A 22,851-nucleotide genomic window follows, 5' to 3' on the forward strand; every position below is an offset into this window, starting at 1 on the left:
TCGGCTGACTCAGGTCGTTCCGACAGGGGCCGACCGTAGGTTCAGCGTTGGAGGAGCGTAATGGACCTGTCCAGGCCGCACCGACCGTTGGTTCTTTACGAAACCGACGAAACTTCTCCGAAAAAGTATTTCACCTGCGCCTCAGAAAACGCTGGAGAGCCGCTCGAACAACGCCGCCACCCAGACCAGGGCCGCGATTCCCTGCGCGGAGAAGGTCCCGGCCGAGGCCAGATCCTTGACGATCCCGATCTTGGGGTGCCGGCCCGGATGGAGATGGTCGCAGAGCTTCTCCACCGCCGTGTTGAGGAACTCGGCGGCGAGCATCAGGAGCAGGCTCGCCACCAGGGCCACCCGGACCCAGAGGCCGGAGCCGAGCACCAGCGCCAGGGGCAGGCCGACGAGGAGGAGCGCGAGTTCGAGGCGCACCGCCCGCTCGGTCCGGGCACCGTGCACGAGGCCGCGCCACGAATTCAGGAAGGCGAGGTAGAGGGCGTGCATCTCAGGGCGCCGCCGGCGCGCCGCGGGCGATCCACTTCGCCACGATCGGACCCGTCACCAGCACCACGAACAGCCGCAGCGTCTGCACCGCGAGTACGAAGGAGACGTCGACCTTGGAACCGACCGCGATGATCGCCACCGAATCGAGGCCGCCCGGGCTGGTGGCGAGGTAGGCGGTGAGGAAGTCGATGGGCAGCAGGAAGGTCAGCCCGTAGGCCCAGCCGCCGCAGAGCGCGATGACCCCGAGGGTCGCGATGACGATGCCGGGCAGCGCGCCGAATGTCTCGCGCAGGGTCTCGCGGCGAAAGCGCAGGCCGACATACCAGCCGATGGTGGCGTAGGCGAGGTCGAGGACCGGCATCGGCAGGGCCATGGAGACCAGGCCGGATGCATGCAGGGCGGCCCCCAGAAGCATCGGCCCGGTGAGGGCGAAGGCCGGCAGGCGCAAGAGCTTGGCCAGGGTCGCCCCGCACGCCGCGACGGCCAAGGTCGCCAGGATCGCGAGCGGCGCCACGGTCATGGGGTCGGGCGCCGGGACGACGTCCGAGACGTTCGTCAGCAGCCGCGCCATGACGGAGGCCGAGAGCACCACGGCCACCACCCGGACGTACTGCATGAACGCGACCAGGCGCGGGTCGGCGCCGTATTCCTCCGACATCGCCACCATGGCGGCGGCGCCGCCGGGCGAGGAGCCCCAGGCGGCGGTGGAGCCCGGCAGGACGCGCAGGCGCGTCAGGGCCCAGCCGACCGCCCCGCCGACCAGGACGGTGACGAGAACCACCGCGAGGATCAGGAAGCCGTCATCGACCACCGTGCCGACGATCTCTCCGGTCACGGTATGGGCCACGAGGCAGCCGATCATCGCCTGGGCAGCCTGGAAGCCGAACTTGGGCACCGAAAGGTCGGCGCCGCCGACCCCGAAGGCGATGGCCGCCACCATCGGTCCGAGCAGGAGCGCCGCCGGGAAATGCGCATGGTCGAGGGCGTAGGCCAGGAGGCCGGAGGCCGCGAGAAGAGCCGCCCAACGGCCGATGAAGCGCAGTGAGAGCACGATGATGCCGGGAGTTGGATGCCGGGACTTCGGACGCCGGGTGGGGGACAGGCCGGAACGCCCGTCGCGCCGGGCGCTACACCGGATCGGGCACGCTGTCACGGCGCCCGGCGCGCGGACGCGGCATGCCGTCGTCGCGGCAGGCGGTGGTGCCCGCCGGTGCGTGGGCGCGGAAGAATGCGGCCAGATGCGCGAGGCCGTCGGCGCGCGGGTCGCTGGTGCGCCAAGCGAGCGCGACGGTGCGGCCGGGCCCGTCCACGTCGAAGCTGCGCGTCACCGTCAGGCCGCTCGGATCGGGTCCCGAGGGCACCGCCAGGGTGGGGAGCAGGGTGTAGCCGGCGCCCGCCGCCACCATCGAGCGCAGGGTCTCCAGACTGGTGGCGTGGCGCCCGGCGGCCGAGCCGGCGCCGCAGGCGGCCACGGTCTGGTCGCGCAGGCAGTTGCCCTCGTCGAGGAGGAGGAGGTCGGGCCCGGCGATGTCGGTCGCCCGAAGCGCGCCGCCCCGGGCCAAGGGATGTTCGGCCGGGCAGGTGAGCTGGAACGGCTCGACGAAGAGCGGCGATACCGTGAGTCCCGAGGCCGGCACCGGCAGCGAGACGAGGGCGGCGTCGATGCGGCCGTTGCGCAGGCCCTCCAGAATCTCGGCGGTGCGCGCCTCGCTCAGGGCCAGGGCGAGGAGCGGAAACTCCTGCCGCAGGGTGCGCAGGATCAGCGGAAAAAGGTAGGGCCCGAGCGTCTGGATCGCCGCCAGGACGAGGCGGCCGGTGAGCGGCGCGCCGCGGCCCTCGCTCGCCAGCACCAGGAGGCGCTGGGCCTCGGCCATCACCACGCGGGCCTGGCGCACGATGGATTGCCCGGCCGGGGTGAGCATCACCCGGCGGTGGCCGCGTTCGAACAGGGCGAGCCCGAGAAGGTCTTCCAGCTTGCGGACCTGGACGCTGAGCGTCGGCTGGCTGACGTTGCAGCGCTCGGCGGCGCGGCCGAAATGCATCTCCTCCGCGACGGCGACGACGTATTCGAGGTCGCGCAGGGAAAGCCCGGACATATTCATAGGCTATGCCTATCATCGTGTTCGCCACGATGCATTAGTCAAATCGATCAGGGCGGGTCATAAGGCTGTCTCAGAACCATTCCAGGTTCTCAGGCAAAGGTCTGGATGCGGTCATCGCCGCGTCGACCCTTTCCGAGCGAGAGAGCACCGCATGAGCGATCAGCGCCCGATTCTGACCACCCGCCAGGGCCACCCGGTTCGCGACAACCAGAGCACCCGCACGGTCGGCGAACGCGGTCCTGCGACCCTCGAGAACTATCAGTTCATCGAGAAGATCACCCATTTCGATCGTGAGCGGATCCCGGAGCGGGTGGTGCATGCCCGCGGCGCCGGCGCGCACGGCTACTTCGAGGCCTACGGCAAGATCGGCAACGAGCCGGCCTCCAAGTACACCCGCGCCCGCGTCCTCAACGAGACCGGCGTGAAGACGCCGATGTTCGTGCGCTTCTCCACGGTCGCCGGCGCCAAGGAGAGCCCGGAGACCGAGCGCGACCCGCGCGGCTTCGCGGTGAAGTTCAAGACCGTCGACGGAAACTGGGACCTCGTGGGCAACAACCTCAAGGTCTTCTTCATCCGCGACGCGATCAAGTTCCCCGACATGATCCACGCGTTCAAGCCCGATCCGGTGACGAACCGCCAGGAGGCGTGGCGCTTCTTCGACTTCGTGGCGCAGCACCCCGAGTCGATCCACATGGTCACGCACCTGAAGTCGCCGTGGGGCATTCCGGCCAACTATCGCGAGATGGAAGGCTCGGGCGTGAACACCTACAAGCTGGTCAACGACCAGGGCGAGGCCGTGCTCTGCAAGTTCCACTGGGAGCCCAAGCAGGGCGTGCGCAACCTGACCTCGGCCCAGGCGTCCGAGATCCAGGCCAAGGACGTCGGCCACGCCACGCGCGACCTCTACGACAACATCAAGGCCGGCAACTTCCCCGAGTGGGAGTTCTGCGTGCAGATCATGCCCGACGGCCCGAACGACCACCTGTCGTTCGATCCGCTCGACGACACGAAGCTCTGGCCGGTCGACCAGTTCCCGCTGCTGCCGGTCGGTCGCATGGTACTGGACCGCGTTCCGGACAACTTCTTCGCCGAGGTCGAGCAGTCCGCCTTCGGAACGGGCGTCCTCGTCGACGGCATCGACTTCTCGGACGACAAGATGCTCCAGGGGCGCACGCTGTCCTACTCGGACACGCAGCGCTACCGGGTCGGCGCCAACTACCTGCAACTGCCGATCAACGCGCCGCAGCCGGGTGTGAAGGTCTATTCCAACCAGCGCGACGGGCAGATGACCTTCGGCGTCGACGGCACCGGCCCGAACAGGCACATCAACTACGAGCCCTCGACTCTCGCCGAGGGCCTGCGCGAGGCGCCCAAGCCGGCCAAGGATTATCACCAGCCGGTGCAGGGGAACCTCGGCCGCTACCAGACCTCGCGCACCGAGGACGACTACACCCAGGCCGGCGTGCGCTACCGTTCGTTCCAGGATTGGGAGCGCGACGACCTGATCGCCAACCTCGTGGGCGACATGAAGCAGTGCCCGGAGCCGATCCAACTGCGGATGGTCTGGCACTTCCTGCACGCCGATGAGGATTACGGCCGCCGCGTCGCCGAGGGTGCGGGCATCGATCTGGAGAAGGCGCGCGCCCTGCCGCCCCTGCCGGGCCGTGCCGCCCCGGGCAAGCGCCTCCAGGCCGAGACCTACACCGACGGCAGCCAGGCCCACAGCATCGCCGCCGAGTAGGCCTCCGGGTCAGGCTTAAGCCTTCGGGTAAGCTTGACGGAAATCCGCGATGCCATCGCCCCGCTGGGTCATCCGACCCTGCGGGGCTTTTTGTCGCCCCGAGCATGCCGCGCCGCCGCGTGCGGATCGCGCTCCGGGCGTCCCGGCCCCGGTTCGCTCAAGATATTCGGTCGACCAGGACCGATCGCACCGGAATCGACGAAGACGTCTGGCAAGCCCGCGAAACCCAAACCTTCCGCGGTATCGCGGTTCATGGCGGGAAACCGTCGCCGCGCGTCATTGCCCAACCGCGAATATCGCCCAAGAGACTTCCGTCCGTGACGTCGCCGGATTGAATTCTACAAATATTGGTTCGAATACACCGGCAAATAATACAGATCAGATGCACGGACTGCGCCAGTTAGATCAATCGTATGTTTACATCTCTGGGGGACTAATCCGGCAGTCGTAGGCTTCCGAACTCCGGTCGACCGGTCCTCCGTCCAGCAGCAGCAGCAATGAACCGAGTGACGACCATCACGAGCGTGATCGAACGTGACCGGCTGGCCGAGGTCCTTCGGGGCCTGCCGATCACGATGGTCTCGAACCTCTTCGTCGCGACGTCCCTTGCGGTGGGCATGTGGGACAGTCTTCCGCGTACCGTGCTCGCCGCATTCATCGGATGCAACACACTGGTCAACGCGTCGCGCGTCGCCCTCGCATGGGTGTGGCAACGGCGCGGTCTCCTCGACGAGAACCCTCGGCGGCTCCTCATGTGGTGCTGGGTCGGCGCCCTGCTCTCCGGGCTCTGCTGGGCCGGGATCCTCCTCGCATGCGCCCAGTACGGTCAGGCTTACTCGGTCGGCGTCGGGCTCACCTTCTGCGGCATCAACGCGGGTGCGACCGTGCAGAGCAAGGCCAGCCGGGCCCAGGTCCTCGCCTTCATCCTGCCCAACAGCATCCTCCTGATGATCCTCTTCGCCCTCGCGGGCTCGCTGGCCGCCAACACCATCGCCATCAACCTGGCGCTCCTCACCGCGCTCATGATCCGCAGCGCGAACGATCAGGAGCGGCACTTCCGGCTCTCGAGCCGCCTCAGGCACGAGGCCGAGGCCCTGACGGCATCCTTGAAGGTGGCCAACGTCGCATCGGTGCAGGCGGTCGAGCGCCTGAAGCACGCCGCCACCCACGATCACCTCACGGGTCTGATGAACCGTGCGGGGTATCAGGCCGCCTTCGAGGACCGCCTCGCGGGCGTGGCGCGGGACGGCGGCACCCTCATGATCGCGCTGATCGACCTCGACCGCTTCAAGTTGATCAACGACCGGTACGGACACGTCGTCGGCGACGCGGTGCTGGTGGCGACGGCGGACCGGTTGCGCCGGTATGCCGGTCCGAATGCCGTCATCGCCCGCCTCGGCGGCGACGAGTTCGCCGCCCTCGTACCCGTCGCGGATCGGGACGCCGCCGCGAACCTGGCCCAAGGCCTCGTCGAGGGTCTGGCGACCCTGAGCATGCCGTCCGGGCAGATGATGCAGGCGGGCGTCAGCGTCGGACTCGCGCTTTATCCGCGTGACGGGGACACGGCCAGGGACCTCCAGACCTTCGCCGATCTCGCCCTCTACGCAGCCAAGGAAAGCGGGCGTCGGTCCTGGCGTGAGTTCGACGAGGCGATGCGCAACGGGACCCGGATGAAGCGGGCGATCGAGGCCGACCTCGCGCAGGCGCTGGCCCAGGATGCCGTCGAGGTCTGGTTCCAGCCCCAGGTCGATTGTTGGACCGGCACGGTCGTCGGCGTCGAGGCGCTGCTGCGCTGGCAGCACCCGCGCTTCGGCTGGGTCAGCCCACCCCTCGTGGTCAGCGCGGCCCAGACCACGCGGCAATGCGAGGCCCTGACGCGGGCGATCCTCCGGAAGGCCTGCCGCATGATCGCCCTGCTCGACAGGAGCGGACACGGCGACGCGGTGGTGTCGATCAATATTTCGCCCGAGGAATTCGGGACCTACCCGGTCGCCGAACTCATCGCGACCGAACTGGCCGCCAGCGACCTCGATCCGTCGCGCCTCGCCATCGAGATCACCGAGGAGGCCGTTTACTCGACCGAGCGCGGCGGGTCGGACATCGCTGCGCTGACCCGCCTCGGGGTGCGCGTCATCGTCGATGATTTTGGTGTCGCCTACTCGTCCATCGGGTCCCTGCGCGACCTGCCGCTCGCCGGCCTGAAGATCGATCGCAGCTTCATCCACGGCGTGGCCGACAACACGCGCGACCGCCTGCTGACCGAGGCCGTGCTGGCCTTCGCCAATACCCTGGGCGCGCATGTCGTCGCCGAGGGGGTGGAGACGCGCGAGCAGGTCGAAGTCCTGCGCGTCCTCGGCTGCCAGGTGCTGCAGGGCTACTACTTCGCGAAGGCGATGCCCGAGACGGAAGCCCTGGTCTGGATCGGCCGGAACGCCGGCGTCGGCGCGATGGAGCGGATCACGCCGCCGCCGATGCTGCGGCAGGCCTGAGGTCAGCGACGGCCCGAAACGAGCAAGGTCCGAAATGCGCAAGGTCCGAAATGAGCAAGGTCCGAAATGGGCAAGGTCCGAAATGAGCAAGGCCCGCTCGGTGTCCCGAGCGGGCCTTCGCCTTGTCCGGGCCGGATCGCTCCGGCCGGACGTGCCCTGCGGCGACGGACTTAATCGGCGGCGGACTTACTCGGCGGCGGTCTTCGCGGCGCTCTTGGCGGCCTTCTCGGCCTTGCGGGCGTCCTTGTTCGCCTTCGAGGCATCGGCCTTGGCGGCCTTCTCGGCCGGGCGGTCGGCACGCTCGACGATACGGGCGGACTTACCGCGACGGTCGCGCAGGTAGTACAGCTTGGCGCGACGCACCTTGCCTCGACGGACGACGGCGATCGAATCGATCAGCGGCGAGTAGAGCGGGAACACGCGCTCGACGCCCTCACCGTAGGAGATCTTGCGGACGGTGAAGCTCTCGTTGAGGCCGCCGCCGGAGCGGGCGATGCAGACGCCCTCATAGGCCTGCACGCGGGTGCGCTCGCCTTCCTTCACCTTGACGTTCACGGTGACCGTGTCGCCGGGCTGGAAATCGGGGATGGTCTTGCCGAGCGAAGCGATCTGCTCCTGCTCGAGCTGCTGGATGATGTTCATGGTTCACGTCCTGCCGGTGCGCGCCCGCGATCCCCGGATGGGACCGCGTGCGTCAGGATTTCGGCATCCTGTTTTGAATTGAGGCGGGCCTTACACGAGGCGCGGCCGCTTGTCCAATAGCCGGCGGCTGACATCGCGGGCAGGCCTGCGCAGCCGGCGCGGTTGAGAAAATCCCGCCCGCGGTCCACATGGAGGGGGTCGGCGGAGACTTCCGCCGCCATTCCCGGCCGGCCTTGAACCGGCGCAGCGGACGAGGACCTTTCGCAGCCATGTTCATCCAGACCGAAGCCACCCCGAACCCCGCCACCCTGAAGTTCCTGCCCGGTCGCGTCGTCCTGACCGAGGGCACCTTCGAGGCGCGCGATTCCGAGGCCGCCGCCCGCTCGCCCCTGGCGAGCCGGCTGTTCGACGTGCCCGGCGTGAGCGGGGTCTATCTCGGCCACGACTTCATCTCGGTCACCAAGGCCGAGGACGACAACCTCTGGCCCCAGGTCAAGCCGGCGGTGCTCGGCGCGATCATGGAGCATTTCCAGTCCGGCGCCCCGACGCTGGCCGAGGGCCACGTCGCCGGCAGCGACGATGCCGAGGAGTTCTTCGATCCGGCCGACATCGAGACGGTCGAGACCATCAAGGACCTGCTCGAGACCCGGGTGCGCCCGGCAGTGGCCGGCGACGGCGGCGACATCACCTTCCGGGGCTACAAGGAGGGCGTGGTCTACCTGGAGATGAAGGGCGCCTGCTCGGGCTGTCCGTCCTCCACCGCCACCCTGCGCAACGGCGTGCAGAATCTCTTCCGGCACTTCCTGCCGGAGATCCGCGAAGTCCAGGCCATCTAGAGCCGCTCGAATTCCGGCGCGCCGACGCAAAGCCGCAACAGGTTCGCCCGAATTTGCCCATGATGGCCGCTCCGCCCTGACGGAGCGGCCGTTTTTGTCTTAAAGTCGTGTCCCCGGACGCCTCCGCGCGGTCCGGGCATGTGGCACGATCGGGAGTGACGTTGCGTATCCTCGCCATCGACACGGCGCTCGACGCCTGTTCCGTCTGCATCGCCTCGGATTCGACCGACGATCTCCTCGCGCACGAGTCGATGGTCCTCGGGCGCGGCCATGCGGAGGCGCTTCTGCCGATGGTCGAGCGGGTGGTCGCGCGGGTGGAGGGCGGCTTCGAGGCCCTGGACCGCGTCGCCGTCACGGTCGGCCCCGGCAGCTATACCGGGCTGCGCGTGGGTCTCTCCGCCGCGCGCGCCATCGGGCTCGCCACCGGCATCCCAGTGGTCGGCGTCACGACCCTCTCGGCTCTGCTCGCGCCGCTGCTCGCCCTGAACGGCGAGGGTCTCATCGTGGCCGCCATCGACGCCCGGCACGGCTCGGTCTACCTCCAGGCGATGAGCATGACCGACGGCATCGTTGTGCCGCCGAGCCACGTGCCGGTGGAGGAGGCGGCGGCGATGCTCGACGGGGTGGTCACCCTCGTCGGCTCCGGCGCACCCCTGGTCGCCCGGGCCGCGAAGGCGCGGGGCCTCGACGTCGCGGTCGCCGGCACCGGCGCGGCGGAGATCGCCTGGGTGGCCTCGCTGGGCATGCTCGCCGACCCCGCCCAGGCGCTCGCCCGTCCGCTCTACCTGCGCGGTCCCGACGCCCAGCCGCAAGATCACGCGAGACTCGCCCGCCGATGACCCGTTCGCTGACGCCGTTCTGGCCCTTCGAGGTCTGGTCCGCCTGGTGGGAAGCCTGGGGCACGGCGCCCTACGTCACCCTGCTGCGGGATTCCGGGCAGGCGCGGGCGCTGGCCCGCATCCACGCCACCGCCTTCGCCCGCTCCTGGGACGCGCACGAGTTCGAGCGCATGCTGTGCGAGCGCTCCACCGAGGCGCACGCCCTGTGGAAGGGCGGCGCGATCCAGGGCTTCGTCCTGTCGCGCCGGGCGGCGGACGAGGCCGAAATTCTCACCGTCGTGCTGGCGCCCGCCGCGCGGGGCGGCGGCCTCTCGCACAAGCTCGTCGCCGCCCATCTCGATCACCTCGTCCAGGCCGGGGTGCGAACGGTCCATCTCGAGGTCGACGAGGGCAATGCGCCGGCACTCAAGCTCTATGCCCGGCACGGATTCCGGCAGGTGGGCGAGCGGACGGGCTACTACACCCGCGCCGACGGCGCGCGCGCGACCGCGCTGACCATGACGGCGGTACTGGCGTGACGCCAACCGGCGGGTGCTGACCGGCCGATGTCACGCCTCGGCGCGTTCTGCCGTCTGGCGCTCTGCGCCCTGGCCTTCCTCGCCTTCGTCGGGCCGCACTTTCTCAGCCTCCGCTTCGGGCGCGGTCGCATCGCCGCCTGGATGCCGGTGCTGTTCCACCGGGTGTTCGTCGCGCTGTTCGGCCTGCGGGTGACGCAGAGCGGCACGCCGCCGGAGGCGGGCGAGCCGGCGCTCGTGCTATCGAACCACGTCTCCTGGCTCGACATCATCGTCCTCGGCTCCCTGCGGCCCCTCTCCTTCGTGGCGAAGTCCGAGATCGCCGGCTGGCCGGTGGTCGGCACCCTGGCGCGGCTGCAGCGCACGGTGTTCATCGACCGGGCGCGCCGGGCCGACACCGCCAACGTCAACGCCACGGTGGCGCAGCGCCTGGGCCGGGGTGACCTCATCGTGCTCTTCGCCGAGGGGACTACCGGTGACGGCACGCGGCTGCTGCCGTTCCGCTCCTCGCTGGTCGGTGCCGCCCGCGCGGCGGTCGCCGGCGAGGGGCCGACCCGCATCCGGCTCCAGCCGCTGGCCATCACCTATCCGCGCCGTAACGGCCTGCCGCTGGTGCGCGCCGAGCGCCCGGAGGTGGCTTGGTACGGCGACATGGACCTGGCGCCCCACCTCGACGCCTTCTTCGCCGGCGGACCCATCGACGTCCACGTGGTCTGGGGAACGCCGATCGCCGTCGAAGCCGGCACAGACCGGAAGCGCGCCACCGCCCTGGCCGAGGCCTCGGTGCGGGCTGCCGTGCAGCGCGGCGTGACGGGTCGGCCGCCGCTGGGGCCGGTCTGGTCCGGACGTGGGCTGCAGCCTCGATCGGATGACAGATCGTCCCCGGATCGAGGGGTCGCGACGCCGCTGACGAACCGTGCTATGCGCGGCGCGGAGATGGTGTCACCGGAATCGGACTGTTGAAGAAAGCTTACGTCAAATCCTACGGCTGCCAGATGAACGCCTACGACGCCGCCCGGATGGCGGACGTGCTGGGCGCCGAGGGCTACGCGGCGACCGACGCCGTGGAGGAGGCGGACGTCGTCATCCTCAATACCTGCCACATCCGCGAGAAGGCCGCCGACAAGGTCTATTCGGAGCTCGGCCGCCTGCGGGTGCTCAAGGGCGAGCGGGCCGAGGCCGGGCACGAGACCCGGATCGTCGTGGCCGGCTGCGTCGCCCAGGCCGAGGGCGCCGAGATCCTGGCCCGCGCTCCTGCCGTCGACGTTGTGGTCGGCCCGCAGAACTATCACCGCCTGCCGGACCTGCTGGCGCGCTCGGCCACGAAGCGCGTGGTCGACACCGAGTTTCCCGTCGAGGACAAGTTCGACCACCTCCCGGCCCGCCGCACCCACGGGGTCACCGCCTTCCTCACCGTGCAGGAGGGCTGCGACAAGTTCTGCGCCTTCTGCGTCGTGCCCTATACCCGCGGTGCCGAGGTCTCGCGCCCGGTGGACGCGATCCTGGCCGAGGCCGAGAAGCTGGTGCGCGGCGGCGTCCGCGAGATCACCCTCATCGGCCAGAACGTGAACGCCTATCACGGAGCCGGACCCGACGGTGGCAGCGCGACCCTGCCGGCGCTGATGCGCGCCCTGGAGCGCATCCCCGGCCTGCTGCGCCTGCGCTACACCACCAGCCACCCCAACGACATGGACGACGACCTCATCGCCGCGCACGGTACCTTGCCGGTGCTGATGCCCTACCTGCACCTGCCGGTGCAGTCGGGCTCCGACCGGGTGCTCCGGGCGATGAACCGCCGGCACACGGGCGACGCCTATCGCCGCCTGATCGAGCGGGTGCGCGCCGCCCGGCCCGACATCGCCCTGTCCTCCGACTTCATCGTCGGCTTCCCCGGCGAGACCGATGCGGAGTTCGAGGACACGATGCGGCTGGTGCGCGAGATCGGCTTCGCCAGCGCCTTTTCGTTCAAGTACAGCCCGCGCCCCGGGACACCGGCGGCGGAGAGCGTCGACGCGGTGCCGGAGGCCGTGAAGTCCGCTCGTCTCGCGGCCCTCCAGACCCTCCTCGACGCTCAGCGTCACGCCTTCAACGCCGCCGCCGTCGGCCATGTCGTCGAGGTCCTGGTGGAAAAGGCCGGCCGGCATCCCGGACAGGTCGCCGGCAAGACGCCACATCTTCTGCCGGTCCAGTTCGACGCGCCGACCTCCACCATCGGCACCGTGGTTCCGGTGCGGGTCGTCCGGGCCGGGTCGAACAGCCTGTTCGGCGAGGCCGTCGGCGGCGCGGCGGCGGCCGCTTGAGGGTGCGCACCGGCCCCGTCGGGCGATACGCCGCGCCGGCCGGACCCTGTCCGGTGCGACCCGGGTGCCCATCTCGGGTTCGTCTGCGAATCTCTGTACCGAACGAAGGACAACGGCGTGCCAGGATCTGAAGGGGCGGGGGGGCGCGGTGGCGCGCTGCGCGGGCGCGGCCCGGCGGCGCGGATCGGGGGGCTGGTCGAGACCGAGGAAGTCTCCCTGACCTTCGACGACAATCGCCTCGCGAGCCTCGTCTTCGGCCAGTACGACCAGAACGTCGCCCATATCGAGCGGCGCCTCGCCGTGACCGCCACCGCGCTCGGCAACCATCTCGTGGTCAAAGGCAGCGTCGAGGCGGCCGAGAAGGCCCGCAAGGTGTTCGAACGGCTCTACGCCCGGGTGAAGGCGAGCGGCCTCCCCCTGACTCTCGGCGACGTCGACGGGGCGATCCACGAGACGACGCAGCAGGGCAACCTCTTCCCGGCCGCGGAGGTCAGCGCCGAGCCCGACCGGCCGGTGTTCGACCAGCTCGCCACCCGCAAGCGCGGCGCGGTGCGCGCCCGCAACGCGGCGCAGGACGCCTACATCAGAGCCTTGCGGAGCCAGGAGCTCGTCTTCGCGGAGGGGCCGGCCGGCACCGGCAAGACCTGGCTGGCCGTCGGCTACGCCGTCTCCCTGCTGGAGCAGGGCCATGTCGAGCGCCTGATCCTGTCGCGCCCGGCCGTCGAGGCCGGCGAGCGCCTCGGCTTCCTGCCCGGCGACATGCGCGACAAGGTCGATCCCTATCTCCGGCCGATCTACGACGCCCTCTACGACTTCATGGAGGCGCGCCACGTCGACCGCGGCCTGCAGACGGGCGTGATCGAGATCGCGCCCCTGGCCTTCATGCGCGGCCGCACGCTCACCAACGCCGTGGTGCTCCTGGACGAGGCGCAGAACACCACCTCGATGCAGATGAAGATGTTTCTCACCCGCCTCGGCGAGAATTCCCGGATGATCATCACCGGCGATCCGAGCCAGATCGATCTGCCGCCGGGCCAGAAATCCGGCCTCGTCGAGGCCGTGCGCGTCCTCGACGGCGTCGAGGGCATCGGCCGCGTCACCTTCCGCGACGTCGACGTGGTGCGGCACGACCTCGTCCGCCGCATCGTCACCGCCTACGAGGCCGCGTCCCACGGGGAGAGCGATGCCGACCGCAACGCGGTCTCGCGCCGGAGGCCGCTCTCGTGAGCGCGGTCGCCGCCTACGAGGCGGAGATCGACGTGGCGATCGAGGACCCGCGCTGGGAGCAAGTCGCGCCGGACCTCGAGGCCTTCGTGATTGGCGCCGTGGAGGCCGGCCTCGCCGTCGCCCCCGAGCCTCCGGATGGAGCCGTCGAGATCAGCATCCTGCTCGCAACCGACGCGGTGGTGCAGGAGCTCAATCGGACCTGGCGCGGCAAGGACAAGCCCACCAACGTGCTGTCCTTCCCCGCGCCGGCGCAACCCGCCCATGCGGGCATGCCGGTGCCTCTCGGCGACGTGGTTCTTGCGTATGACACGATGCTGCGCGAAAGTGCGGAGCAGTCGAAGCCGCTCAGCGACCATCTGGCCCATCTCCTCGTCCATGGCACCCTTCACCTCCTCGGTCAGGACCACGAGACCGGCGAGGCGGATGCCGACGCGATGGAAGCCCTTGAGGTGGCGGCTCTCCGCACGCTCGGCGTTCCCGATCCTTACGCGGCAGAACCCTCGGCCGCGTGAGCGGCACCGCGGGCGGCCATCCTGCCCGACCTCCCAGATCAGAGAGTCATGACAAACGATCGAAGTCGCGGCGCGGCCCAGGCCGCGCCCAGTTCAGGCGACGGTGAGAGCCAGGCCCGCGAGCCCTGGTACGACCGCCTCCTGCACGTCTTCCACCTGCGTCCCCGCGATTCGCTGCGCGACGACATCGAGGACGCGCTGGCCGAGCCCGATACCGGCGAGAACGCGTTCTCGCCCCTCGAACGCGCCATGCTCAAGAACGTCCTCGGCCTGCACAAGGTGCGGGTCGACGACGTGATGATCCCGCGCGCGGACATCGTCGCGGTGTCGATGGAAACCAGCCTCGGCGACCTCCTGAAGCTGTTCCGAACGGCCGGTCACTCGCGCCTGCCGGTCTACGGCGAGACCCTCGACGACCCGCGCGGCATGGTTCACATCCGCGACTTCGTCGACCACATCGCAGCCCGGGCCGAGGCCGGCAGTCGCCGCAACCCGCCCGCGACGCCCACGACCGAGGGCGAGGCCGCCCCCGTGCTGCCGCCTCGGGCGCGGCGGGGCACGCGGGCTCTGCGCTCGCTCAACCTCGCCAACGTCGACTTCTCGGCCACCCTGGCGGCCACCCGCATCCAGCGTCCGGTGCTGTTCGTGCCGCCGTCGATGCCGGCCATCGACCTCCTCGTGCGGATGCAGGCGACGCGGACCCACATGGCCCTCGTAATCGACGAGTACGGCGGCACCGACGGTCTGATCTCCATCGAGGATCTCATCGAGATGGTGGTGGGCGACATCGAGGACGAGCACGACGTCGCCGAGGGTCACCTCGTCCAGCGCGTCGACGGTGAGGGCGACGTCTTCGTGGCCGATGCCCGCGCGGGCCTCGCCGAGGTCTCGGCGGCCAGCGGGGTCGACCTCGTGGCGGCTGTCGGCGAGATGGCCGAGGAAATCGACACCATCGGCGGCCTGATCGTCACCCTCGCGGGGCGGGTGCCCTCGCGCGGAGAGCTCATCAGCGGGCCCGGCGACCTCGAATTCGAAGTGCTCGACGCTGATCCGCGCCGGGTGAAGCGCCTGCGCCTGCAACGCGGCGACGCGCGCATCACCGCCGTGGTGCCGCTGGCCCTGCCGGCCCCGAAGCCCGCGCCCGAATCGCCAGTCCCGTGACGGAGCCGGCATGACCTCGATCCCCGCGGACCGCGCCGGGCGCGGTCCGGCGACGGGACCGCTCACCGCCCTGGCCCAGTGGATCATGCTGACCGCCGGCTGGCGCCGCCTCGCCGTCGCCGCGGCATCCGGCGCGGTCGGCGCCCTCGCCATGCCGCCCTTTGGGCTCTTCCCCGCCCTCGTGGTCTCCCTGAGCGTCGCCGTCTGGCTGGTGGACGGGGCGGCCACCGGGCGCCGGGCCACCCGCGGCGCGGTGCTCGCCAGCGCGCTGATCGGCTGGGCCTGGGGCTTCGGCTACCTCACCGCGGGCCTGTGGTGGCTCGGCTCGGCATTCCTCGTGGAGGCCGAGGAATTCCTCTGGGCGCTGCCCCTCGGCGTCGTCGGCCTGCCGGCGGTGCTCGCCCTGTTCTACGCCTTCGGCTTCGCCGTCGCCCGCCTGCTCTGGTCGCGCGGGGCGCTGCGCATCGTCGCCCTGGCCCTCGGTCTCTCCGCCTGCGAGTGGATGCGCGGGCATCTCTTCACCGGATTTCCCTGGAATACCCTGGGCATGGCGCTGGGGCAGAACCTCTGGCTGATGCAGAGCGCGTCCGTGGTCGGCCTCTACGGCCTGACGTTCCTGGCGATCCTGGTCGCGGCGGTCCCCGCGACCTTGGCGGTCGCTGAGACCCGGCGCGGACGCTTCGTCCCCCTTGCTCTCGCCGGCCTCGCCCTCGCGGGGCTCGCCGGATTCGGCGCCCAGCGGGTGCCGACCGTAGCCGATCCTGTCGTTCCGGGCGTGCGTCTGCGCCTCGTCCAGCCGAACCTCAACCAGGACGCCAAGTTCCGGCCGGAGAACCGGCAGGACATCCTCGACCGCTACCTCGAACTCAGCGACCGCGCCGCCGCGCCCGACCGCACCGGCATCGCAGACGTCACCCACGTGATCTGGCCTGAATCCGCCTTTCCGTTCCTGATCCAGCGCAACCCGGAGGCCATGGCCCGGATCGCCGCCGCCTTTCCGCCCGGCAAGCAGCTCATCACCGGCGCGGCCCGGGCCGAGGTGCCGGTGGGCGACGAGCGGCCGCGCTTCTTCAACAGCATCCTGACGATCTCGGCCGGGCCGAAGCTCGGCGACATCTACGACAAGGTCCATCTGGTGCCCTTCGGCGAGTACCTGCCGGGGCCCCTCGACGCGACCCTTCGAGCCCTGCGCATCCGGCAATTCGTCTCGATCCCGGGCGGCTTCACGGCGGGTGATCGCGCGACCCAGCGGATCATGACCGTGCCGGGCCTGCCGCCGGTGGCGGCGACGATCTGCTACGAGGCGATCTTCCCGGGAGCGATCGTACCCGGCGCGACGCCGAACGGTCCGGCGCCGGTGCCGGGGCTGATTCTCAACCTCACCAACGACGCCTGGTTCGGCGATACGCCGGGGCCGCGGCAGCACCTCGCCCAGGTGCGCCTGCGCGCCGTGGAGGAAGGGCTCCCCCTCGTGCGCGACGCCAATACCGGTATCTCGGCCGTGATCGACGCCCATGGCCGGATCACCGCCAGTCTGCCGCTGGGCGTCGAGGGTGTCCTCGATGCCGCGCTGCCGGCCCGCCTCGCGGGGCGGACGGTCTATGCCAGCCTCGGCGACCTGCCTTTCGCCCTGATCTGGGTCGGCGCCTTCCTGACCAGCCTGACGGCACGGCGGCGGAGCGCGTGAAGAGCACCCTTCCGGCCACCGCGCGGCCGATCCTCCTCGGCCTCGGCATCATGCTGGTCGCCTTCAACATGCGCCCGGCCCTGACCACGGTCGGCCCGCTGCTGGAGCGCATCCGCGGGGAGACGGCGCTGACCGCGGCCGGGGCGGCGCTGCTCACCACCCTGCCGGTGCTCTGCATCGGCCTCGCCTGCACCCTCGGACCCTGGGTGATGCGCCGCCTGGGCGCGGAACGCGGCGTCCTCGTCGCCGTGGCGATCGTCGCCCTCGGCTCCGGCCTGCGGGGCCTCGGCGGCCTCGGGCCGCTCTTCGTCGGCGCCTGCCTCGCCGCCATCGGAATCGGGCTCTCGGGCGTGCTGCTGCCGGGTCTGGTCAAGCGCGACTTTCCCGGCCAGACCGGCTTCGTCACCGGCCTCTACACCATGGTGCTCTGCCTGGGCGCCGCGGCCGGGGCGGGCCTGGCGGTGCCGCTCGCCGACGGGCTCGGCGGCTGGCCCGGGGCGCTCGCCCTCTGGACCGTGCCCGCCCTCCTGGCGACCCTCGCCTGGACCCCCTTCGCCCGGGCGCCCGAGGCCGGCGAGGGGGCGGCGCGGCGCATCTCCCTGTGGCGCGACCGCCTGGCCTGGCAGGTCACCGGCTTCATGGGCCTGCAATCGTCGTTGGCCTACATCATGTTCGGCTGGCTACCCCTCGTGCTGCACGACCGGGGGCTCAGCGCCGTCGAGGCCGGGTTCGTGTCCTCGCTGATGAGCATCGGGCAGGCCCCGGCGGCGCTGCTGGTGCCGTCCTTCGCGGCCCGGGTCCGCGACCAGCGCGGCTTCGCGGCAGGCCTGCTCGGCCTCTGCACCGTGGCCCTTGTCGCCCTGGTCTACGGCCCGCTCGCCTGGGCGCTCCCGATCGGCATGCTGCTGGGCGCCGGCCTCGGCGGCCTGTTCGGCCTCGGCCTCACCATCATCGTCCTGCGCACCCGCGACCCCGCTGCCGCCGGCAGCCTCGCGGCCATGTCGCAGAGCGTCGGCTACACGGTGGCCTCCCTCGGCCCCCTGAGCTTCGGGCTGGCACACGACCTGACCGGCACCTGGGCCGCCTCGACGGCCCTGTTCTGCACCATCGCGGCCTGCGCGTTCCTGTGCAGCCTGGGCGCCGGACGCGATCGCTACGTCGGCAGGGTCTGAGGGCGTCGAAGGGCAGGGGGCGCTGATCCGACCGAGGCAGCGAGGAACGCCCTGCGTCCCTCGCCTCGTCCTCGGTCCGACGCATCCCGCACCCAGCACGAGATCCGTCGGACGAAGGGCAGGGCTTTGCCGACCCGAGGGCGGCGGGCGCCCTCAGAACACCTTTTCGGTGGACTCGCCGCGCGGGATCGCCCCGGCGATGCCGGCCTTGGCGTCGGCCTGTTCGGCGGCGCGCTTGTCGAGGGCGCGCTCCACCACCTTGGCGATGCCCACCATGATGGTGTCGAGGACATAGTCCTTGGGCGTGTAGACCGCCGTGACGCCCATGTTCTTGAGCACCAGCTCGTCGTCCGGCGAGATGATGCCGCCGACCACGAGGGGGACGTGGTCGAGGCCGGCCTCGCGCATCTTCGCCCGGACGTCGCGCACCAACGGCACATGCGACCCCGAGAGGATCGACAGGCCGACGACGTGGGCTCCGGTCGCCTTGGCCTTGGCGACGATCTCGGCCGGGGTCTGGCGGATGCCGTCGTAGGTCACGTCGAAACCGACGTCGCGGGCGCGCAGGGCGATCTGCTCCGCGCCGTTCGAGTGGCCGTCGAGGCCCGGCTTACCAACCACGAGCCTCGGGGTCTCGCCCAGTCGCTCGCCGAGATCGGCGATGAGAAGCTTGGCGTCCTGCGCCGCGCCCGAGGAGACCGTCTCCAGGGTGACGCCGGTGGGGGCGCGGTACTCGCCGAAGACCTGCCGCAGGCGTCCGCCCCACTCGCCGGTCGTCACGCCGGCCTTCGCCGCCGCGATGGAGACCGGCATGATGTTGGCGCCGGAGCGCGCCGCGGCCTCGAGCTCGTCGAGCGCCTTCTCGACGGCCTTGCCGTCCCGCTTGGAGCGCCACTCGCGGATGCGCTGCTCGGCCTCCATCTCCACCGTCTCGGAGACGGTGAAGATCGCGCCCTCGCCGGCGGTGAGCGGGGAGGGCTCGCCGGCCTGGAACTTGTTGACGCCGACCACGACCTGGTCGCCGGTCTCGATGGCCGAGATGCGCTTGGCGTTGGATTCCACCAGGGCGCGCTTGAGGGCGCCGGTCTCCACCGCCGCCACGGCGCCGCCGATGCCTCCGATCTCCTCCAGGGCCTTGCGGGTCTCGGCCTTCAACGCCTCGACCTTGGCGTCGATGACCTTCGAGCCGTCGAAGATGTCGTCGTATTCGAGGAGATCCGTCTCGAAGGCGAGAATCTGCTGCATGCGCATCGACCATTGCTGGTCCCACGGGCGCGGCAGGCCCAGCGCCTCGTTCCAGGCCGGCAACTGGACTGCACGGGCGCGGGCCCGCTTGGAGAGTGTCACGGCCAGCATCTCGATGAGGATGCGATGGACGTTGTTTTCGGGTTGCTGTTCCGTCAGTCCGAGGCTGTTGACCTGGACGCCGTAGCGGAAGATCCGCTTCTTTGGGTCGGTGATCCCATAGCGTTCCTGGGCGATCTCGTCCCAGAGTTCCGAGAATGCCCGCATCTTGCAGATCTCGGTGACGAACCGCATGCCGGCATTCACGAAGAACGAGATCCGACTGAACACGTCGGCGAAGCTCGCCTCGTCGAAGTCCGGATCGTCGCGCACGGTGTCCAGCACCGCGATGGCGATGGCCAGCGCATAGGACAGTTCCTGAACCGGCGTCGCCCCGGCCTCCTGCAGGTGGTAGGAGCAGACGTTCATCGGGTTCCACTTCGGCACTTCCTTGGTCGTGAACAGGATCACGTCCTTGGTCAGGCGAAGCGAGGGCGCGGGCGGGAACACGTAGGTGCCGCGCGAGAGGTATTCCTTGATGATGTCGTTCTGGGTGGTGCCCTGCAGACCCGCGAAGGGCGCCCCCTGCTCCTCGGCCACCGCGAGATAGAGCGACAGCAGCCACGGTGCCGTGGCGTTGATCGTCATCGAGGTGTTCATCTGCTGGAGAGGGATCTGGTCGAACAGGGTCCGCATGTCGCCCAGATGCGCGATCGAGACGCCGACCTTGCCGACCTCGCCGCGGGCGAGTTCGTGATCGGGATCGTAGCCGGTCTGGGTCGGCAGATCGAAGGCCACCGAGAGGCCGGTCTGCCCCTTGGCCAGGTTGCCGCGGTAGAGTTCGTTCGACTCCTTGGCATTGGAGTGGCCCGCATAGGTGCGGATGATCCACGGCTTGTCGCGCTTCGTCGTCTCCGCGACCGCTGCCTGTCCGCTCATCCCGGAACTCCCCCTCAAGACTGAATTTGATGTGATCTCAAATTGCATTTGACTGCGGTCGACCACTTGCCGCGCACCCTAGCGAAGCGCGTTCGCCGCGTCATCAGCACCGGGGGACATCCTGCGCGCGCTCGCCCCGATGCCCTCGCCGGACCGAAGGCGCTCACGGAAACGTGCCGTCCGTGGGTGCGCCGGCGAGAACGCGATGCCAGCCGCTTGTGGACAAGATCGGCCCCGCGGCGGGGACTTCCCATCGACGATCGCGGATTGGATGCCTGGACATTGGTACACGACGCACGCCGACCTGTGCCGCGGCGTGACCGACGGTCCCACCGTCGAATGGGCCGTTTCACGTCCGGCCGTCTTGGATCCCCCAAGCTTCCAAAGGCCCGCAGCACAACGATAATATTGAATACATCGGAGCGGCGGTTCAGCCGGCGCCTTCTTCTTGTGCGCCTTAACCTTTCTTGCAGGCAGACAAAAAGATTCTTGGCCGTTCGGGGTCTTGGAGGGTCCCCGGTTCGCCGATATAGCGGGCAGCACAAGAAGTAACGGGGAGAGCCGAGATGGCCGCGACAGCTGCGTCGAGCACGACTGAAATCAAGGACCTGTACGAGATGGGCGAGGTCCCGCCCCTCGGTCACGTGCCGGCGACGATGTATGCCTGGGCGATCCGGCGCGAGCGGCACGGACCTCCGGAGCAGTCGCACCAGCTCGAGGTTCTGCCGGTCTGGGAGATCGGCGACGACGAGGTGCTGGTCTACGTCATGGCCGCCGGCGTGAACTACAACGGCGTCTGGGCCGGCCTCGGCGAGCCGATCTCGCCCTTCGACGTCCACAAGGGCGAGTACCACATCGCGGGCTCGGACGCCTCCGGCATCGTCTGGAAGGTCGGCGCCAAGGTGAAGCGCTGGAAGGTCGGCGACGAGGTCATCGTCCACTGCAACCGCGATGACGGCGACGACGAGGAGTGCAACGGCGGCGACCCGATGTTCTCGCCCTCGCAGCGGATCTGGGGCTACGAGACCGGGGACGGCTCCTTCGCCCAGTTCTGCCGGGTGCAGTCGCGCCAGCTCATGGTCCGCCCGAAGCACCTGACCTGGGAGGAGGCGGCCTGCTACACGCTGACCCTCGCCACCGCCTACCGCATGCTGTTCGGGCACGCGCCGCACACCGTCCGCCCGGGCCAGAACGTCCTCGTCTGGGGCGCGTCGGGCGGCCTCGGCGTGTTCGCGGTGCAGCTCTGCGCGGCCTCGGGCGCCAACGCCATCGCGGTGATCTCCGACGACACCAAGCGCGACTACGTCATGAGCCTCGGCGCCAAGGGCGTGATCAACCGCAAGGAGTTCGACTGCTGGGGCCAGCTGCCCAAGGTCAACAGCCCTGAGTACAACACCTGGCTCAAGGAAGCCCGTAAGTTCGGCAAGGCGATCTGGGATATCACCGGCAAGGGCAACGACGTCGACATCGTGTTCGAGCACCCGGGCGAGTCGACCTTCCCGGTCTCGACCCTGGTCGCCAAGCGCGGCGGCATGATCGTGTTCTGCGCCGGCACCACCGGCTTCAACATCACCTTCGACGCCCGCTACGTCTGGATGCGCCAGAAGCGCATCCAGGGCTCGCACTTCGCGCACCTGAAGCAGGCCTCGGCCGCCAACCAGTTCGTGCTCGACCAGCGCATCGATCCGTGCATGAGCGAGGTCTTCCCCTGGGACAAGATTCCCCAGGCCCACACCAAGATGTGGAAGAACCAGCACGCGCCGGGCAACATGGCCTGCCTCGTGAACGCTCCGCGCGCCGGCCTGCGCACGGTCGAAGACGTGATCGAGGCCGGGAGGCTCTAAGCCGCCCGAGCTTTCGTCGGCGACACGATCACCTGCCCTTCTCGGAGGGCAGGTGCTTTGCATATTCCTCGCGTTCCTCCTTCTGCTTGATCAGATCCGCGTAGGCTTGGCGCATCTCGGGCGACACCGTCACCGAGCGGGCCTTCTCCTTCTTGCGCTTGGGCGCCTTCTTGAACTGGTTCGTGGTCTCGGCCATCCCTGCCCCCATTCGTCCGTTCGCGTGAACATAGGCGCGAAGCGCGACGATCGCGAGACGCGAGGGGCCGGCTTCCGGCGCGTTGCGCGGGCTGATAGACCGATCCTCAAGCGACCGGCCCCACCTCTGATCGGGGAGGCCGGGCCGTACGGCGTTCACGGACCACGGCGACCATCATGGACAAGTTCACCACCCTGGAGGGCGTCGCGGCGCCCATGCGGATCATCAACGTCGACACCGACCGGATCATCCCGAAGCAGTATCTCAAGACCATCAAGCGCACCGGCCTCGGCAAGGGCCTGTTCTCGGAGATGCGCTACAACGACGACGGCTCCGAAAACCCGGACTTCGTCCTCAACAAGCCGGCCTACCGCAACGCCAGGATTCTCGTCGTCGGCGACAATTTCGGCTGCGGCTCCTCACGCGAGCACGCACCCTGGGCGCTGACCGATTTCGGCATCCGCTGCGTCATCTCCACCAGCTTCGCCGACATCTTCTTCAACAATTGCGCCAAGAACGGCATCCTGGCGATCACGGTCTCGCCCGAGGACCTGGAGAAGCTGTTCGAGGATGCCGAGCGGGGCTCCAACGCGACCCTCTCGGTGGACCTCGCGGCCCAGACCATCAAGGGGCCGGATGGCGGCACTCTGCACTTCGACATCGATCCCGGCCGCAAGGAGAGCCTCCTCAACGGCCTGGACGAGATCGGACTGACCCTGAAGCGCGCCCCGGCCATCGACGCATACGAGCAGAAGCTCGCGGCGCGCGGCTTCGCCTGAAGACCGTCCGGGCCGACAACGCCCGTACCGATCATCGGAAGGGTCGGGACGTCCCTGTCCCGCAGGGAAAGTGGGACGTACCCGCGGA

General features: G+C 69.7%; 20 protein-coding genes. 14 read left to right on the forward strand and 6 right to left on the reverse strand.

Translation table 11 applies throughout. From position 1 onward, the window contains the following. Positions 1-141 precede the first annotated feature (141 nt). The 3 genes from ACLBWX_RS18115 to ACLBWX_RS18125 all read right to left on the reverse strand — a co-directional run bounded on the left by ACLBWX_RS18115 (position 142) and on the right by ACLBWX_RS18125 (position 2,600). Positions 142-498 carry a diacylglycerol kinase gene (locus ACLBWX_RS18115; protein WP_447678396.1) on the reverse strand — a complete coding sequence of 119 codons (357 nt, stop codon included), beginning with the start codon at positions 496-498 and terminating at the stop codon, positions 142-144. Between the two features lies 1 nt (position 499). Continuing rightward, positions 500-1,549, reverse strand: coding sequence for an AbrB family transcriptional regulator (locus tag ACLBWX_RS18120; protein WP_447678397.1), 1,050 nt, complete (start codon positions 1,547-1,549; stop codon positions 500-502). A gap of 76 nt (positions 1,550-1,625) precedes the next feature. Continuing rightward, positions 1,626-2,600 (reverse strand): LysR substrate-binding domain-containing protein, encoded by a 975-nt coding sequence (locus tag ACLBWX_RS18125; RefSeq protein WP_447678398.1) that lies wholly within the window; start codon positions 2,598-2,600, stop codon positions 1,626-1,628. A gap of 151 nt (positions 2,601-2,751) precedes the next feature. Between ACLBWX_RS18125 and ACLBWX_RS18130 the strand changes: the two genes are divergently transcribed. After that, positions 2,752-4,341 carry a catalase gene (locus tag ACLBWX_RS18130; RefSeq protein WP_447678399.1) on the forward strand — a complete coding sequence of 530 codons (1,590 nt, stop codon included), beginning with the start codon at positions 2,752-2,754 and terminating at the stop codon, positions 4,339-4,341. Between the two features lie 524 nt (positions 4,342-4,865). Then, positions 4,866-6,830 (forward strand): putative bifunctional diguanylate cyclase/phosphodiesterase, encoded by a 1,965-nt coding sequence (locus ACLBWX_RS18135; RefSeq protein ID WP_447678400.1) that lies wholly within the window; start codon positions 4,866-4,868, stop codon positions 6,828-6,830. A 186-nt stretch (positions 6,831-7,016) separates the two neighbouring features. On the opposite strand, the gene rplS is transcribed toward ACLBWX_RS18135, so the two are convergent. After that, on the reverse strand, positions 7,017-7,472 hold the full coding sequence (gene rplS, locus ACLBWX_RS18140) for a 50S ribosomal protein L19 (RefSeq protein ID WP_055957797.1): 456 nt from the start codon (positions 7,470-7,472) through the stop codon (positions 7,017-7,019). 269 nt (positions 7,473-7,741) lie between these two features. Here rplS and ACLBWX_RS18145 point away from each other — a divergent pair, with 269 nt between their 5' ends. The 10 genes from ACLBWX_RS18145 (at position 7,742) to ACLBWX_RS18190 (ending at position 17,721) form a co-directional block, all read left to right on the forward strand. Further along, positions 7,742-8,308, forward strand: a complete 567-nt coding sequence (locus tag ACLBWX_RS18145) for a NifU family protein (RefSeq protein WP_447678401.1) — start codon at positions 7,742-7,744, stop codon at positions 8,306-8,308. A 161-nt stretch (positions 8,309-8,469) separates the two neighbouring features. Further along, positions 8,470-9,147 (forward strand): tRNA (adenosine(37)-N6)-threonylcarbamoyltransferase complex dimerization subunit type 1 TsaB, encoded by a 678-nt coding sequence (gene tsaB / locus ACLBWX_RS18150; protein WP_447678421.1) that lies wholly within the window; start codon positions 8,470-8,472, stop codon positions 9,145-9,147. Next, a complete protein-coding gene (locus ACLBWX_RS18155; RefSeq protein WP_447678402.1) occupies positions 9,144-9,665 on the forward strand; it encodes a GNAT family N-acetyltransferase in 522 nt (173 codons plus the stop codon). Before tsaB ends, ACLBWX_RS18155 begins: the two co-directional genes overlap by 4 nt. A gap of 27 nt (positions 9,666-9,692) precedes the next feature. Then, positions 9,693-10,625 (forward strand): lysophospholipid acyltransferase family protein, encoded by a 933-nt coding sequence (locus tag ACLBWX_RS18160; RefSeq protein WP_447678403.1) that lies wholly within the window; start codon positions 9,693-9,695, stop codon positions 10,623-10,625. Next, positions 10,622-11,962, forward strand: a complete 1,341-nt coding sequence (gene miaB, locus ACLBWX_RS18165; RefSeq protein WP_447678404.1) for a tRNA (N6-isopentenyl adenosine(37)-C2)-methylthiotransferase MiaB — start codon at positions 10,622-10,624, stop codon at positions 11,960-11,962. Before ACLBWX_RS18160 ends, miaB begins: the two co-directional genes overlap by 4 nt. A gap of 183 nt (positions 11,963-12,145) precedes the next feature. After that, entirely contained in the window at positions 12,146-13,189 is a 1,044-nt protein-coding gene (locus tag ACLBWX_RS18170; protein WP_447678422.1) for a PhoH family protein, read from the forward strand. Beyond that, the gene (ybeY, locus tag ACLBWX_RS18175) at positions 13,186-13,701 is read left to right on the forward strand and encodes an rRNA maturation RNase YbeY (RefSeq protein WP_447678405.1); all 516 of its coding nucleotides are present in this window, start codon (positions 13,186-13,188) and stop codon (positions 13,699-13,701) included. Before ACLBWX_RS18170 ends, ybeY begins: the two co-directional genes overlap by 4 nt. 48 nt (positions 13,702-13,749) lie before the next feature. Further along, the gene (locus ACLBWX_RS18180; protein ID WP_447678406.1) at positions 13,750-14,862 is read left to right on the forward strand and encodes a hemolysin family protein; all 1,113 of its coding nucleotides are present in this window, start codon (positions 13,750-13,752) and stop codon (positions 14,860-14,862) included. 10 nt (positions 14,863-14,872) lie between these two features. After that, positions 14,873-16,549, forward strand: coding sequence for an apolipoprotein N-acyltransferase (lnt, locus tag ACLBWX_RS18185; protein ID WP_447678407.1), 1,677 nt, complete (start codon positions 14,873-14,875; stop codon positions 16,547-16,549). After that, positions 16,546-17,721, forward strand: coding sequence for an MFS transporter (locus ACLBWX_RS18190; protein ID WP_447678408.1), 1,176 nt, complete (start codon positions 16,546-16,548; stop codon positions 17,719-17,721). The genes lnt and ACLBWX_RS18190 overlap by 4 nt, the downstream gene beginning before the upstream one ends. A 153-nt stretch (positions 17,722-17,874) precedes the next feature. Here ACLBWX_RS18190 and ACLBWX_RS18195 read toward each other — a convergent pair whose 3' ends face one another. Next, the gene (locus ACLBWX_RS18195) at positions 17,875-19,944 is read right to left on the reverse strand and encodes a protein meaA (protein WP_447678409.1); all 2,070 of its coding nucleotides are present in this window, start codon (positions 19,942-19,944) and stop codon (positions 17,875-17,877) included. Between the two features lie 566 nt (positions 19,945-20,510). Here ACLBWX_RS18195 and ccrA point away from each other — a divergent pair. Continuing rightward, positions 20,511-21,788, forward strand: coding sequence for a crotonyl-CoA carboxylase/reductase (gene ccrA, locus ACLBWX_RS18200; protein ID WP_447678410.1), 1,278 nt, complete (start codon positions 20,511-20,513; stop codon positions 21,786-21,788). 28 nt (positions 21,789-21,816) lie between these two features. On the opposite strand, the gene ACLBWX_RS18205 is transcribed toward ccrA, so the two are convergent. Further along, positions 21,817-21,984 (reverse strand): hypothetical protein, encoded by a 168-nt coding sequence (locus ACLBWX_RS18205; RefSeq protein WP_181017318.1) that lies wholly within the window; start codon positions 21,982-21,984, stop codon positions 21,817-21,819. A 176-nt stretch (positions 21,985-22,160) separates the two neighbouring features. Between ACLBWX_RS18205 and leuD the strand changes: the two genes are divergently transcribed. Next, on the forward strand, positions 22,161-22,763 hold the full coding sequence (leuD, locus tag ACLBWX_RS18210) for a 3-isopropylmalate dehydratase small subunit (RefSeq protein WP_447678411.1): 603 nt from the start codon (positions 22,161-22,163) through the stop codon (positions 22,761-22,763). The last annotated feature ends 88 nt before the right edge of the window (positions 22,764-22,851 follow it).

This window comes from Methylobacterium sp. M6A4_1b (assembly GCF_053345175.1).